Origin of the sequence: Prosthecobacter sp., assembly GCF_020439865.1 — a bacterium.
GTDB lineage: Bacteria > Verrucomicrobiota > Verrucomicrobiia > Verrucomicrobiales > Verrucomicrobiaceae > Prosthecobacter.
In genome coordinates this window covers 1-16,513 of the sequence record NZ_JAGRPF010000073.1, presented here as the reverse complement: position 1 = coordinate 16,513, position 16,513 = coordinate 1, and the positions used below count along the sequence as shown (strand labels likewise).

Annotated in this window: 1 protein-coding gene; it reads right to left on the bottom strand. The window is 59.8% G+C overall.

The window, feature by feature from the left end:
• Positions 1 to 281 precede the first annotated feature (281 nt).
• Entirely contained in the window at positions 282 to 16,367 is a 16,086-nt protein-coding gene (locus KDL09_RS07835; RefSeq protein ID WP_294383542.1) for an autotransporter-associated beta strand repeat-containing protein, read from the bottom strand.
• Between the last annotated feature and the right edge of the window lie 146 nt (positions 16,368 to 16,513).

Genomic DNA, 16,513 nt, shown 5'->3' with positions numbered 1-16,513 from the left:
AGCCATTTGCCAGCCACATGAAGCAAATCTGCGGCAAAGCATTTCCATACAACCAGTGGAGTGCGTCTGACATCCATGACACACGATCGTTCTTCCAAGAGGGACCATTCCTGCTTTTACGAAGTAACAACAGACGATCGCTTCACTCCCGTCCTCGAACAAGTTCGTGGATCATCACGACTGCGAACGCACGATTCAATGCGTTCGCAGAAACTCCGATGTGGTGAGAAAAAACTGATCCAGGTGCCGTGACATGGGATTCATGTCAGGCACCAGTCCGATCAGTTACGCGGACGGCGGCGGCGGAAGAACAGCAGCATCAGTCCGCTCAGAAGCAGCGACATGCGGCCGGGCTCTGGCACCACCACGACAATGCCGTATGAGGTGAACAAGCTCGTGTCAAAGAAGAGGCCTGAGAGACTCAGATCGGGCAGTTCGAGATCTCCCAGAAGGCCGCCGGAGCGGAAGGAACCGCCGTTGCCGACATCAAAACCGTTGTCGGTGACCGTGGCCCAGTCGATCAGATTGAACACATCTCCCACCACCGGCTGATAATCACTGACAGAGCTCGTGAAACGGACGTAGCCACCAGGGTTCAAAGTCGCTTCACCGGTGACCACGAGGCGATCATGATTGCCGGAATTGTAGGCATCATAGGTGGTTCCCTGGGTGAGGATCCAGGTGTTGAAGTTTCCGGCACCGAGATGCGCAGCGATGTTGGCGGCATCATTGAAGTCCGCGCCGTTGGTGGCTCCCATCTGAAGGGTAAGACGGTCCGCACCCGTGGTGTCACCTGCGAGCACCAGGTTGCCGTTCACCGTCAGGACACCAATGCCGTCGCCAGCAGTGCCAACATTGGTCGGATCGGAAGACATGCCGACACGCAGGACACCTGCACCGCCGTCCGTGCCCACGACCAGCCTGGTCGTCACATCCGTCACCACGGTCCCAGAGCCGCTCATCGTTCCATCGTAGGTGAAGTCACTGCCGGTTCCGGAGAAATCAAACGTGGCTCCGGTGTTGACCTCAATCCATGAAGTGGCCGAAACATTTCCCAGCCCCGTAAGAGCCAGTGTTCCTTCGGTGACCGTGGTCTTGCCAGTGTAAGTGTTGTCGCTGGCAAACGTCACCGTGCCTGCACCCTGCTTGTTCACACTGAGCGTGTCACCGCCCTGGGCTTCGGAGACGACGCCGGTGACGTTGACACCGCCCGTGTCATTCGAAGCCGAGGAGAAGATCAACTCACGGACGTTGTCCACGCCATCGATGTGCTGCAGGGTGATGTTTCCTGAGAACTCCGACGACCCCGTGGTGAAGGTGCCGCCAAGGATGGTGCTGCCGGTGCCATTGGTATCATTGACGTCGATGTCATTGAAGATGGTCATGCCGCTGTTGGCGGCCAGCAGGGCCACGTCAGCATTCGGCACATCCACCAGCCAGTGCACCGGGTCATAAACGGCGTTGTTGACGATGTCCACGTTCGCCGACGCCTGGAAGAACTGCATGCCGGCCTGGGACGTGCCGTTGGTGACGGCAATGCTGCTGCCATAGAGCATTTCGGTCGTTTCGTCATAGTCGGACACACGCACCAGATTCATCTGGGCGCAGCTGTCATCCACGCTCACCACCTCATAGACGCCGTTGTACTCTGGATTGGTGCTTTCGTTCTTCACCAGGATGCGCTTGCCGACATCCGCCGCGGTGAGCGTCACGCCGTCCACCAGCGCGGCGACATTCAGGAAGGCGCCATTGCCTGCGCCACCGGCGCCGTCGCTGGCGGCATCAAAGCTGCCGGTGCTGCTCTGGAAGAGAAGAGAAGCGGTCGTCGCCACATAGGCGTCCGCCAGTTCGTAGCGGGTGTCACCCAGTTCCACTACAGTCGAAGAAAGCGAGCTGTCGTTAAACACGCTCAAGGTGCCGTGACGAATAACCGTGCCACCGTCGATGCCCGCTCCTGCGATGGAGGAGCCACTGCTGAAATAGTCGTTGGCGACCTGCAGTTCGACGGTGCCGCTGCCGATCTTGATCAGCGAGGTGGCAGCTGCACTGCCACCTTCTCTCACCGCGTCACCGAACTGAACCACCGAAGTGCCGTCGGCTTCGAAGAACACGTTGGTGGCAATGTCCTGATAGAGATCCACCGTGGCGCCTGTGGTGAAACCGTAGGTGCCGCTCGTCTGCCGGGTGCCGATCACCGTGACGCCCTCGTCATTGCCGTCGAAGGCATTCATGACAACAGGGTTCGCCACCGCCGTGGCGGTGCCGGAGAGCAGCAACTCCACCTTGGCATCCAAAGGGTTGAGGCCCACAAAGGGGGCGCCGCCGAGATAAATGGTGTTCGTCACATCTCCAAACGCATCGTTGTTACCCCCAACGAGCGCACCCTGAACCACGGCAAGCTGACCCGAGAACGTATTGGTTCCCGACAGGGTCTGAGTCCCACCGCCGACCTTGTAAAAATCACCCGTGCCGCTGATCACACCGGCGAAATCAGCGCCGCTGGTGTTGTCACCTCCGACGTTGAAGCTCGAGTTTTCAATGTTGAGCGCCGCCCCCGAAGTTCCCGAAAGAGAACCGATGGTGACCTCCCAACCGGTGAGCGCCTCGTCCCAATACGGGCTGAGCTTCGCCCCGTCGCTCACGATGAAGCGCGAGTAGGGCGAGAAGGAGTTGTTCGAACCGGCATAGAGCGTGCCTTCCTGCACCAGCGTGTTGCCGGTGTAGTTGCTGAACGCATCCACGACAGCGTCACCACCTGTCCCAGCACCGAACACCGTGTCCCCGGTGCCGATCTTGACGACGGTCAGCGCCGAAGAGCCGCCGCCGAAAAGCGGACCGGCCACTCCATCACGCAGACCCACACCCACGTCCTGGAAGTTCACTCCTGTCTGTGTGCCGGAATCAAAGGTGATCATGGCGGCCGTGGCCGAGCCATTCTCGATGCCTGCTGAGGTGTAGAGGCCCGCACCACTGCTCACAGACCCGATTCCGCCGACCCAGAGGAAATTCCGCGTGAAGGTCATGCTGTTGCCGGCAAGCTGCAGCACGCCGTAGTTGCGGAAACGCACGGCTATGTTCGTTCCCAGCGCAGCGGCGCTGCTGGTTCCATTGCCGAGGCGAAGAGTCACTCCGCGCAGCGGGTTGTCGGTCGTTCCGGCATCCTTGCCGATGGTGAGCAGGCCGCTGTAGCCGGAGTTGTCACCGCTGAACAACACGGTCAACTGAGCGTTCTTTGCGTTCCCACCGTTGTTGTTCGCATCCAGATAGATGCTGTTCGAACCTGAGATGTCTCCACTGATGTCGAACAGGGTCTGCTGCACATGGCCGGTGAGCAGGGGATCCAGGTTGTTGTTGTCCTCGTAGTAGAAGTCCACCGAGCTGCTGGAGCCGTTGCCCACGTTGATGCTGTTGGTAAAGTGAATCGTCGCACTGTTCGGCAGGTAACCGGCGGAGATCTGAACCTGCTGATGGATGTTGTCATTGACGATGATGTCACGGTTGAACGTGAGATCCACATTCCCGGAATCAATGCCCACAGTGTTGTTCCCCACGTACTGACTCTCGATGCGCAGACGCACCAGCGAGGTCTGTGCGCCGGTCGGATCGCCGAAATAGACCTTGCCGACCGGATTGAAGAGCGCACCGGAAAGGATCTGGATGCCAAGGAAGCCATCCTGATGGATCAAGTCCCCCGTCCATTCATGGAGAGGCTTGTAGAAACGCAGGTTGCCGTCTCCCATCTTGATGATGTTGCCGGAACCCATGATGCCGCCTTCATTCGGATTGATGAGGAATTCGGAATTGCCCGTGCCGCCTGCATCGCCGTAGCGATTGCCCTGGGTCTGGAAGGTGAGATCTCCAATGACGTTCAGGATGCCATCCAATGTAGGCTGGCGCTGGGTGCTCCCATCAAACAGGATCTGGTCCCCGGCCTGCTCACCGATCTGGAACCATTCACGGAAGCGAATCTGATTGTCCCGGCTGCCGTCACCGCGTCTCATGGAGAACTCGATCGTCGCGTTGTTCTTCACGATGGTGGCGTCCGCCCAGGACTGGGTGGTGCCGAAGACCGAATATTGGGCGTTGTCGTTGCCCAGGCCCTGGATGTCCACGCGCACTGCATTCACACCGTCACCGATGATGGTGAGGCCGGTGTAACTGTTGGACACACCAAGCAGGTCCTGCGTGTTGGAGGCGGAGCTGCGATCGCCAAACTGCACGGTGCCCGAACCGATGATCTGCAGACCGCCGGCATTGGGGTTGTTGGTGCCGTAGGCGGAGATGATGTTGTTGGCTTCAGAGGAGAACTGATTGGTGGTGCTCCCACGGAAGATCAGCGTGCTGCCTGCATCCGTCACATTGATGATGCCGTTGCCGCCGCCCAGCGTGATGTTCTGGGTGATGTAACCGCTGAACGCCCCGACCTCGGAGTAGTTCAGCGTGCCACCGTTGAGGAAGATGCTGGAACTCGCGGCAAACACCCCGGTATTGTTGAATGACACGGTCGCGCTGCCGGTGACGTGCGTGGCACCCGTGTAGGTGTTCGTCGGCGTGTAAGTGGTCGAAGCGTAAGTCAGGTCGTTGGTGCCGGAGCCCGTCACCATTCTTGTCAGCACCAACGTTGTGGCGTCGGTGATGCTGAGGATCTTCGTCCCGGCCGCGATATTCAGGCCGGTCACATCCATTCCTGCCACAAGACCTGTGGTGTCCACGGTCACGTTGAACGAACCTCCGGAAGTCGTACTGCTGACCAAGGAACTGCTCACACTGCTAGGCGAGTCAAACGCGAGTTCGCCGACGCCGGAGAACACGACGTTCTGTGCCCCGGTGATGTTGCCGTCGAAGTTGACCACCCCCGATGCAAAGTTGTGGATGATGAGATCTGTGCCAGCGGCTGCCGTCGTGACGTCCACCCCGGCTCCGATCACGGTTCCCGTGGTGTAGTTGCTGGTGATGAGAATGCCGCCGTCGTTCAGCGTGAGCGCGCCACCCGTGATCGTTCCGGCAGCGTCATTGAAACGGACGGAGTTCGTCGTGGCAGCCGTGAGACCAGCGCCCTGGACGTCGGTTTGCACGCCGACTCCAAAGGAATCGACCCCGTAGCCGGTGTAGGCGATCACATTGCCGGAACCGTCGGTGGCGGCCCAGTCAGAGGCAAAAGCCGTGAAAGACGCATTGGCACCATAGGTGGCGTAGGATCCGATGCGCGCCACGTTCTGAAGCGCCGCATTCGAGAAGTTGATCACGCCGCCGCCGATGGACTGGAAGTGGATGGTCCCGGCCGCCGCGCGGGTGATGGACGAACCGGCGATGCTGACCGCACCAAAACTGGTGACTCCATTGCCCGCAGCGGCGATGGCGTTGCCACCCTGGTTGAGCTTGAGGCTGCCAAAGTTTTCCGTGAAGGAGGCGCCGCTGCCGTCCATGACGAGCGTGCCGCCCGCCAGGGTAAGACCGGCGCCATTGCCCACACGACGGTTGAGGTTCGTGTTGTAATTGGTCATGACAAGGAAGCCACCCATGACATTGACCCCTTCCACCGTACTGTCTCCGGCGCTGGATCCCAGAAGATTGACCACACCGCCTCCCATCTTGGTGATGGAGGTGGTGACCAGGCCGCCGCCATCGACGAAGTTGACCATGAGATCCACCTCACCACCGGTTGCGGCGAAGAGTCCGAGATCACGGGTGTAGGTGTTGGTGCCCTGCGTGAAGGCGATGCTGCCTTCGCCCGTGCCAAAGGTCACGGTTCCACTGGTGTTCACACCGCCGATCGTCGTATTGCCGGTGGTGTTGCCTTCGCTGTAAACGTAGTTGGCGGCGGCGTTGTCGGGATCATGGAGATCCACCCCCACCTCCCAGGACTTCAGGTTAAAATTCTGCCCGTTGTTGAGCATGAAAAAGCCGATGTTGGCCGCGCCACGGCCGTTGTCGGAGGTGACTGACCGGCCGCCCATCTGCAGACCGAGCATGGTGTTGAAAGGATCGGAGTTGACCGTGGCCGCGGCAGCGTCGGTGTAGAAGTTGCCGGTGCCGGAGTAGTAAAGAGTGCCGCGGTTGATGTTGATGCGACCGGCGGCGTTGTACTGCTGCCCGATCTGAACCGCAGACTCGTTGTTGTTGGCGGTCACCTCCATGCGCAGCACCTGCGACTGGTTGTAGATGTCAATGGGGCCGGTGAGCGCACCCGTCGAGTTGTCCTGCACCACGCCGGCCAGATACAGCAGGCCAAAGCCCCCGGTGTAGGTGCTGAACATGCGCGAGTCCGTCCGGGCTCCGGAGCCGATGACCGTGTTTCCGCCGTAGATGTTGCCATCGATGGCCCCGAGACCGTAGTAGTTGTTGAATATACGCGGAACGAAGCTGCGCGCATAGCTGGTGGCACCGCCGGAGTCTACGTTGTCGATGATCACATTGCCCCCCCATACCGAGCCGTTCTCAAGCTGGAGCGCGGTGCGAATGTCGGCGATTTCGCCAACGTAGAGATCTACGCCGACGACTCGTGATCCAAGGCCCACCACCAGTGTCCCAATGCCGGAGACGTTCACCTGCGGGCTGAAGCCAAGCGCGTTGTCATGACGGGCATAGAGCGCCCCCTGGTTCACGCTCGTCAGGCCGGTGTAGTAGTTCCGCGTCCCCAGGAACAAAGAGGCCGAGCCGGTTTTGATGAGACCGGTGGCGTTCGTGATGCTGGAGTTCATGTAGAAGTAGTTGTTGTCACCATCGGTGGCGCGGTAGGCGTTGGCGGCGTCACTGGTGTTGTAATGAGCCCAGATGCTGCCGATGTAGAACTGCGCCTCGTTGCCGTTGAAATCCACCGAGCCGCCGTTAAGGGAACTGCGGATGTCGAGGTTCCAGTTTGTATTGAGCGCCTTGCCCCCCACGTTCTCGATGCCTGTGTTGACCACCTGGATCATCCCGGAGTTGATTTTGAGCGTGGCTCCATCCGCGATCATCAGCGATGTCCAGTTCCCGCGTCCACCGCCACTCGAGGTCGTATTGGTGGCGCGATCATCAAACACAAACGATTCCGAAGCAAACGTCAGTGAGTTGATGACCAGATTGGTTCCCGCTGGAAGTGTGCAATCAGCAGGCACCGAGCCCAGAGTCAGAAGCGAATTGTAGCGGTTGGTGGTGAACTCACCCACTCCGATGCCGATATCGCTGGTGACACCGACGATCTTAAGGTTCTGCTCCGCAGTGATGCCCTGATCCTCCAACGCAACCGAGGTCGTCTGGGCAGTGTCGGGATTTCCCACCTCCTTGTATTCCGTATCCAGCAGCGGACGCAGGAAATGCTCGCCGGCGATGTTCGTGTCGACCGTCACCAGTCGGTTGGCCACGTAGTCTTCGTTGAAGACGGTGCCGGTGCCGGTCACATTGATCCAGCCCGGACGCACACCCCCGAAGAAACCGATGGCGATCGGCGCGTCGCCGTTGGTGCCATCCCCGGTGCCGGAGAGAGTTGGAAGAATGTCCACCTGCACCACGGCCAGATTGGCGTTGGCGTTGGATGCCACGTTGGCGTTGAAGTCCTTGCCGGCAAAAGCAGTGCCGTAATCGAAGTTTCGCAACTGGACGATCGTGCCCGGATTGCGCACGATTTCAGTGAAGTGCCAGCCCACATACTCGCCCTTCAAGACAGGAGCACTGCCTGCGAGGGTTGCCCCAAGGTCAAACTCAATGCCCAACTGGCCGTCCAACAAATTGACCGTTCCCAGCTTCTCGATGCCTGAGAACACACCGCCTGTGGCCTCCATGCGCATGCGGATGTAGCCGTTCGTGTACACCGGCATGTCGTCACCCAGACGGGTGCGTGTTTCATCTGCACCGGTGCTGTCTGCGTTGAAGCCAAAGAAGCTGTTGCGCTCCAAGGTCATGCTGGCCATGCCCATGACACGACCGGCGTCGTAGATGCGGGTGGATCCGGAAGCGGAAGTGTAGTTGCCGGTGTAGTTTGCAATGTTGGAGTAGAAGCGAAAATCTCCCTGGCCGATTTTGACGATGTCACCCGAGCCATAGGTTTCACCACCGCCGTTGTTGAGGTAGATGTTGCTGCCGTTGCGGAGATTGAAGACCGCATCACTCATCACATTGATCTGGCCGCGGAGATAGTAGGCACGCGTGGTGCCGGAGTTTCCGGTGATGGTCTGGAAGGTGCCGCCGCCCTGGTAGCCCTGGCCGTCCAGCGTGAGCCATTCGTAGAGAACACCATCTGAATTGGTGATGTTCATCAACAGGCTGCCGTTGGGTCCGATGTAGGTGCCATCAATCCAGCCGCTGAAGGTGCCGAGCGCGTTCGTGCCTGATGACGCAAGCCCGGCGATCTTAATGGTGCCGTTGTTGATCGAGGTCAGCGCGTTGTAGCCGTTGTACATGTTCTCGCGGGACGTGTTGTCCGGCGCCCCCGTGAGCACCAAGGTGCCGCCGCCTTCGACCGCCAGACCGCCCACATACGGACGGGTCAGGTCGATGGGATTGTCCCCGGGCGGGATGTCCGTGATGTCACTGGTGATGTAGCCGTTGATGGTCAGCGTCTTGCCTGCGGCCACATCGAAGGTTCCTGCGCTGGCGCCGAGGAAGATCGTGCGCGCACCGTCCAAGGTGATGTTGTCCGTCACGGCCAGCGTGCCGCCGTCGAGGTGCAGGTTGCCGCTGTCGAGAATGGCCCAGATGCCCGCATTGCTGGAGTTGTCCGGACGCGCGTTGACGTGAATCCCGGTGGTGTAACCGGAGCCGCCGCTGGTCAGCACGGTGCTGGTGGCCGCCGTGCCGCCGGCAAAGGTTCCCGTTGCAGCCGTCGTTGGGGCCACATTGGTCGCGAAGTTCAGCGTGGTGCCGCTGCCGTTGCTGCCGTTGTTCTCGCGCACCAGACGGACGATGGAACCGTTGATGAGACCAAGCTGCGACTCACTGGAGATCTGAAGTGTGCCGCCATTGATGAACGTGTCCCCGGTGTAGGTGTTGTTGCCGCTAAGGATCGTGGTTCCGACTCCGCCGGTCACGAGGTTGACGGCATTGGCCCCGTCATTGGTGATGTTGGCCGAAATGTTGGCCGTGCCGTAGTTGTGCAGGAGGATATCCCCCGCTCCGCTGCGGGTGAGGATGCCGTTGGTGATGTTCACCGGGCCGCCGGCGGTGGAGCTGATCAACATGCCGCCGTTTTCCACGGTCAGCGTGTTGCCGCCAAGGTCCAGAGTGGCAGCCGAGGCGAACTGAATGGAGTTGGTGGCCGTGTCAGCGCCGAACACCGCGGGGCTCGTGGTCACGCTCGTGTTCAAGCCGGTGCCGAAAGTGTCCACATCATATCCAGTGAACGCTTTCACTCCCGTGGTGCCCTCACGTGCGGCCCAGTCTGTGATCCCACCGAGCACATTGCCGTAAACCGCCCAATAGCCAAAACGCTCGCCATCCGTGGTGGTCATGCCAGAGGCGCTGATGTTGATCACCCCGCCGCCGTTTTCCACGAAGGCCATGGTGACGCCCGACTCGGGAATCAAGGCGGTGCTTGAGTTGATGTTCACCACCGCACTGCCGCGAACGGCGAGGCGTGAACCGCCGGAGTTCAAAGTAAAGTCACTGAAGTCTTCCTGAGCACTGCCCGCCGTGGCGTCCACGATGAGGTAGCCGCCGCTGAACACGAGGTTGGCACCGTTGCCGACGCGACGGCCGGCATTCACATCATAACCGGTCATCACCAAAGTGCCGCCGAGCATCCGCAGTTCCTCCACAGTGCTGTCACCGGCGCTGGAGCCCAGGAGATTCATGGTGCCCGCGCCCACCTTGGTGATGGAGGAGTTCACGAAGTCTCCGCCGTCGAGGAAGTTCACCTTCATGTCCACCGTGCCGCCGCGTGCCGCGTAGAGGTTCAGGTTGCGGTTGTAGAGCGAGGTGGCCTGAGTGAAGCGGATGCTGCCGGCGCCGGTGCCGAACGTGATCGTGCCGCTCATGTTCTCACCGCCAAGCGTGGTGTTGCCCGTGGTGTTGCCGAATCCGTAGTTGCTGTTGCCGAGGCTGTTGTCCGGATCGGCGATGTCCACACCGACGTTCCAACTGGAGAGGTTGAAGGCGCTGCCCGCATTGTGCAGCATGAAGACGACGTCCGCCGAACCGATGCCGTAGTTGCTGTCGATCAGGGAACGTCCTCCCATCTGGAGGCCGGAGAGTTCGTGGTCCGGGTTTTGTGCCAGAGCAGCGGCGTCCGTGTAGAAGTTTCCTTCGCCCATGTAGCGCAGCACACCGCGCACGATGTTGATCCGTCCGGCGGAGTCATACTGCTGATACAGATGAACGTTGGCCGTGTCGCTGCCGGTGACTTCCATGCGCAGCACCTCGTTCATGCTGCTGCCGGCGGTGATGGCTCCGTCCACCTTGTCACGGATCTGACCATGAAAATCCAGCGTCGAGAGGGTTGCGCCCGTGTAGGTGGTGAAGACGCGGGAGGTGGCCTGTGCTCCAGACAGCACCACGGCACTGCTGCCGTAGAGATTGCCGTTGATGCGCATCACGGTGTTGGAACTGGCGGCCTCGATGCGAGGCACAAAGGTACGGGTGATGCCGCCGGCTGAACCGCTCGCATCCACGTTGTCGAAGATCACATTGCCACCCCACTCAACACCGTCACCTTCGGCATAGAGAGAGAGGCTGTTGCCGTTGATGGCTCCAATGTAGAGATCCACCCCCATGATGCGGCTGTTGTAACCGAGGATAAGGCCACCCGCGCCCGTGAGATTCACACGAGTGCCCTGGCCAAACGCGTAATCATGACGTGCGTAGAGGTAACCTTGGGTGATGCTTGTGTCCCCGGTGTAGCTGTTCCTGCCCTCGAAGAGGACGCTGGATGAACCGGTCTTGGTCAGGCCGTTGCCGCCGGTGTTGGTGATGTTGGTGCGGAAATAGATGGAGGCATTGTCACCGTCCGTGTTCCGATAAGCGTTCAACTGGTCGGAGGTGTTATACTGCGTCCATTCGCTGCCGGCGTAGATGATCCCTTCCCTGCCACCCAGGTCGACCGAGCCACCAATGATGAGGTTGTTGATGTCGAGATTGATGCCGGTGTTCTGCGCAGCGCCCAGTCGATCCATCGCCCCCCGGTTCGCCGACATCACAACGCCTGAATTGACCTTGAGGACGCCGCCGAGCGTCATATCGAGTTCTATCCGGTTGCCCGCACCGTTGACGTTGGTGGCGGTCGTGTCCGTGGCGAAGGTCACGGAATTGGTTTCCAAGGTCGTGTCCAGCGTGAGGATGGAGTTGACGCGGGAAGTCAGGCCGTTGCCGATGGCATCATCCGTCAACCCGACAAAGCGCACGTTCTGGTCCGCATTGATGCCGGCCGTGTTCAGATCAACAGCCACAGATCCCGCAATGGTGCCGGGATCACTGATAATCTTGTAATCGGTGGAGCCAGGGGCATCCGAAAGCGGACGCAGGTAGTTCACCGCGGCACCAGTAATGGGATTCGTGCTCAGCACGGAGGTCATGAGGAAGCGCGAGGTGCGGTCCTCATCCCAGATGACACCTGTCGTCGTATTGAGGTACTCCGTCGGCCGCGTGCCACCGAAGAAGCCGGGAATGATCGCGGTGTTGCCATTCAAACCGTCGCCGGTTCCCACCATGGTTGGCGCGACGTCCACGAGCAGGAGAGCCCGGTTCGTCAGATCGGTCACTCCAGAGGAGAAGTCCATGCCGGGATCGAAGAGGCGAGCCTGCACCACTGTTCCCGGAGTGCGAACGATCTCGGTGAAATGCCAGCCATCGTATTCACCCTGCAAACGAATGGCACCACCGGTGACATCTCCGCCCACCGCGTATTCAATGCCGAACACCCCGCCGTTCACGGTGGCAACACCCAGCTTTTCGATGCCCGAGAAGACCCCGCTGTAGTTTTCGACGCGGAGCCTGGAGTAACCGTTGATAGAAAGTGCGAGGTTGTCGTTAAAACGGTCACGCCATTCATCAATGCTGGTGCTGCCTGCGCTGTAGAGGAGGAAGGAGTTGCGATCGAGAGCCATCTCCGTCATGCCCTGGAGGTTCGCCACCCCGCTGACACGCGACGTGCCGCTGCCCGAGAGGAAACGGCCCGTCCAGTCAGGCGCATTGAGGTAAAAACCGAATTCATTGCCAGCCCCGGTGCGGAGGATGTCTCCACTGCCGTAGAGCGTGCCCCCCTGCTCTCCCAGCCTGATGTAGCCGTAGGAATTGCTGGCGAGATTGAACAGCACATCGCTTTCCACAAACATCTGGCCATTGAGCCGCACTACGCGCGCCGTGCCGGAGGTCATCACCGTGCCGCGGCCTTCATAACCGGTGCCGCGGAAAGTAAGCCACTCATAAACGGAGGGATCCGAGGTGGTGGCGAACTCAAGTGTTCCGTTGGCACCGATGATCGTGCCATCCACCCATGAGCGGTTCGTGCCAAGAGCACCAGCAGCGGAAGACCCCGCACCCGCGATCTTCACCGTTCCTTCGTTGATCCAGGTGATGCCGCCGTAGCTGTTGTACATGTTCGAGCGGATGTTGCCGTCTGGAGCGCCGGTGAGCAGCACGGTGCCCCCACCCTGAATGATCAGATCGCCAATGTCAGGATTGCGGTCGCTCGCCGGCTGATAGCTGGCGCCGATCTGATTGGAAACGTTGAAGCCGTTCGTTGTGGTGACGTGGCTGAACTCGCTGCTGATGTAACCGTTGATGGTGAGATTCTTGCCTGCCGCCACGTCGAGCGTGCCACCGTTGCTTCCGAGGAACAACGTGCGGGCGCCATTCAAGGTGATGTCATTGGTCACGGCAAGCGTGCCGCCGTCGAAGTGCAGGTTGCCGCTGTCCATGATGGCCCAGATGCCGGCCGTTCCCCCCGCTGCATTGGTGACAAACACGCCGCTGGTGTAGCCGGCACCACCACTGGTGAGATTCGTCGAAGTAACCTGCTGGCTGCCGTTGGTGTTGAAGGTCCCTGTGGCTCCCCCATCGACACCGGAAGTGGTGAAGATCAGCGGCGATCCCGAGAGATTTGCCCCATTGCTGCCTCCAACGTTCACCCGCGCCAGCCGGGCAATGCCGGCATCAATGTTGCTGAGCTGGCTCTCACTGGAGATCTGCAGCACGCCACCGTTAAGGAAAGTTTCTCCGGTGTAGGTGTTGCTTCCTGCGAGCACCGTGGTGCCGCTGCCTGCGTTGACCAGATTCACCTTGCCGGCGTTGTCGCTGATCACGGCGGAGATGGTCGTGATGCCAGTGCCATAGTTGTAGAGCATCAAGTCACCGCTGCCGCTGCTCCAGCCGCTGGTGAGCGTGCCGTTTGAGATGCTCACGGCACCGGAGACTGCCGAAGGGATGAGGATGCCGCCTTCGTCAACCGTCAGCGTATGAGTGCCCAGATCGAGATCTGCGCCAGTCGCGAAGCGCACGGTCGCAGTGTTTGAGTCGGCGCCCAGCGCCGTGCTGCTCGTGAGGTTTGTATGCACACCGGCCCCGATGGTGTCGTCCGTATAGCCCGCAAAGGCCTGGACATCCGCCGTGCCTTCACGCGCCGCCCAGTCGGTGATGCCGGTGGAGCTGCCGTAGACGCCCCAGGCTCCCAGAAAATCCCCGGCGGTAGTGCTCAAGCCGCTCGCACTGATCCGAATCGCGCCCGTGCCATCTTCCATGAAGGCCAGGGACGAACCGGAGCGGCGGGTGAGATTGGCCGCAGCGTTACCCAGAATGAGCGTGGTGTTGTCCTGGGTGTTGATGTAGCTGGAACCATTGAGCAGCCAGATATGGCTGTTGAGCTGCTGGCTGCGTGCAGTTCCTTGGGCATCCAGCACCAGACCACCACCACCCCAGGTGGACTGGCCTGCGAGCGCCTGTGTCGAGTTGCTGGCAAACTGATCGTTGCCCGTCATCGTGCCCCAGTGAGCCTCGCCTCCCATGAAGTTCCAGCGGTCGATGTCGGAGTTGCCAACGCTGTTGCGGTTGAACACGACGGTTCCAGGTCCAACGATGGAAACCGAGGAATTGAAATTCTGCACCGTACCGTTTTCGTCATCCAGGCGTCCATTCCACACCAGCGAACCACCGCGCACCTGAAGGAATCGGACATCACGCTCGGAGGTCTGATTGACGAACTGGAGGCTGAAATTGACGGAGTTGTCGCTGGTTCCGTAAAAGACCGATCCCGATTCATTTTCCCCGCCGATGGTCAGGGTGCCGTTCCGATTGTCATTGTAAGCATAGAGGTACGGTGCGTTGAAGACCTGGTTCGCCTGCGTCAGCATGAGATGACTGTGATAAGCGTTGGTGGTGCTCCCTCCATCCTGGCCAATGACCGCCCGCGTGAAGTAGTCATTGGCCCCGAGCAGCGCACGCGCCCCGTCCGTATAAAACCCGCCTGCACCAGCGGCGGTCGTGGGATCATACATGACGCGGAAGTAGCCCTGACGCAGATCGATCCGACCGGTCGCATCCCACTGCTGAAAGACGTTCACATTGCCTTCATCATGACCGCTCATCTGGAAGCGCAGAGAATGATTTCGATCCAACTGGGTCGCGTTGTCACCGCGGAACGAAATCGAGGTGATGCCGGGGTATTGTGTACCCACATTGCCGGTGGCCGTGTCGCGGAACTGGCCGCGAAGGTTCAACGTGTAGGTTTCCCCAATGCTCGTGGTAACGATGGGAGGATCGGCATAAGCGTCACTGTTGTTCGCGAAATTCTCATTGTGGTCCGTGTAGATGTTGCCCAGCACTGAAAGCGTGCCGTTGTTGCGTGCGGTGACGGTGTAGGACTGGAAGTCAGAGGTGCCCGTCGCATCCGCCACGTCCAATATCACATCCCCGCCCCAGGTGCTGTGTGAGGTGCCTTCGTTGCGCAGCACGGTGATGGAAGACTGAGCCGTGTTGGATACACGCAGGTTGATGCCGCTGATGTTCGTCCCGTATTCCATGAGGAATGCCGATCCGCCGCCAATCACAACTTCGCGCCCTGCTCCGCCGGCGCCCAGAGCTCCGGGATTGCGCACAACCAGCGCCCCCTGGTCACCCGTGTAGATATTGCCTGTGAAGTCGTTCCATGTTTCCAAATACAGACTGTCGCGTCCGGTGCGGGTGAAGTCCGTCGCATTGACGATGTGGGAGCGGATAAAGGAGCTGTTGCCCACCATGATTTCATACCAGTTCGGCGAGTCACGGTCGATGTCGTGCCAGATGGCGTTGGAATTGATGATGGCGGCACCGCCGTTCATGTTCAGGAAGCCGCCGCGGATCACTGTTTCCATGTTTGCAGTCGTGACCTCGGCGAAATTGACCAGGTTAATGACACCAGAGTTGATCGTCAGCTCCTTGCCATGCTCGATGATGAGAAAGTCCTTGGTGGAAGTTCCCTGCACCTGCCCCGAAGCAGTGGCATCAAAGCTCACCGTGAGGGAGTTGATCGCCGTGTCAGCCGTGACGTTCCGGCCCGAGTAGTTGTTTGCGTCTCCGTAGTTTTCCAATCCGGTGACGGGCGCAATGTAGCGGTTGATCAGCCAGTTGGTGCCTGCTGTTGGATTCAACCCCGTGTCGTACTCGGCTGCAGTCAATGGTCGGAGGAAGCCGCCATCCAAAGTCATCAGGCCGGTGCCGGCACCGCTGTACATGTAGGTTCCCTGAACTGTTTCAAGCGGGCGCGTGTGTGTGGAAATGGTGGGCGTCTGCAGCGTGGGAACCACTCCGCCGAAAAGGCCGACCACGATGTTTTGACTGGTCGTTCCTGGCGCATCCGCTCCCACTTTGACGAGGCCGGTGGCATCATTGAGCGCCAGACGGTCATCCGTCACTCCGGTGCCCCAGATGTGCGAAGGATTTGCGTCGTAGATCTTGAGAACCGCACCGTTGTTGCGCGTGAAGGTCTGGAAAGATCCGTCAAACTGCCCCCCCGCACGCGTATCCAGGAACATGTAGTTCGTGCCGAAGTCCGCCACCACGTTGCCCAAGTTTTCGGTGTTCGGAGTGCTCACGTCCGTTTCCAACATCAGGAAGCCGTTGCGGAAGTTGGTAAAGCCGGTGTCGTTGATGCGGTCGTTGTTGTTCGCACTCGCATAGATTGGATTGGCTGAATTGTTGAACAAGGCCAGGGATCCCCAACGCGTCAGGGTGATTGAGCTCGCCTGATTGAAGCTGCCATTGGCTCCGGCGAGCGACATGTTGTAGTACTGCGAGGCCGCCTGGCCGCCGTTGCTGCGGTCAAAGGTGTTCGTGATCCAGCGGTAGGTCGGCAGTTTGACGAGAATTTCGCCGTTGAAGTTGGGGCTGGCCCCTGTGATGCGCAGTTCGCGCGACCCGCGCACGGCAAAGCCTGTGCCCGCGTTTCCTCCGGTCGTGTTGTCGAACGATCCGTTAAACTCCGTCACACCTGGATGATCAAAGGTGCCTGCGGTGCTGTTGTAACTGCCGGAACCGCCATCGATGGCAAACAAATTGCCGGTGCCGTTTGCATCTTGGCCGATGCCGCCGCCCACCAGGTTGACGGTGACGTTGGTAAAGATGTGATCAAAGG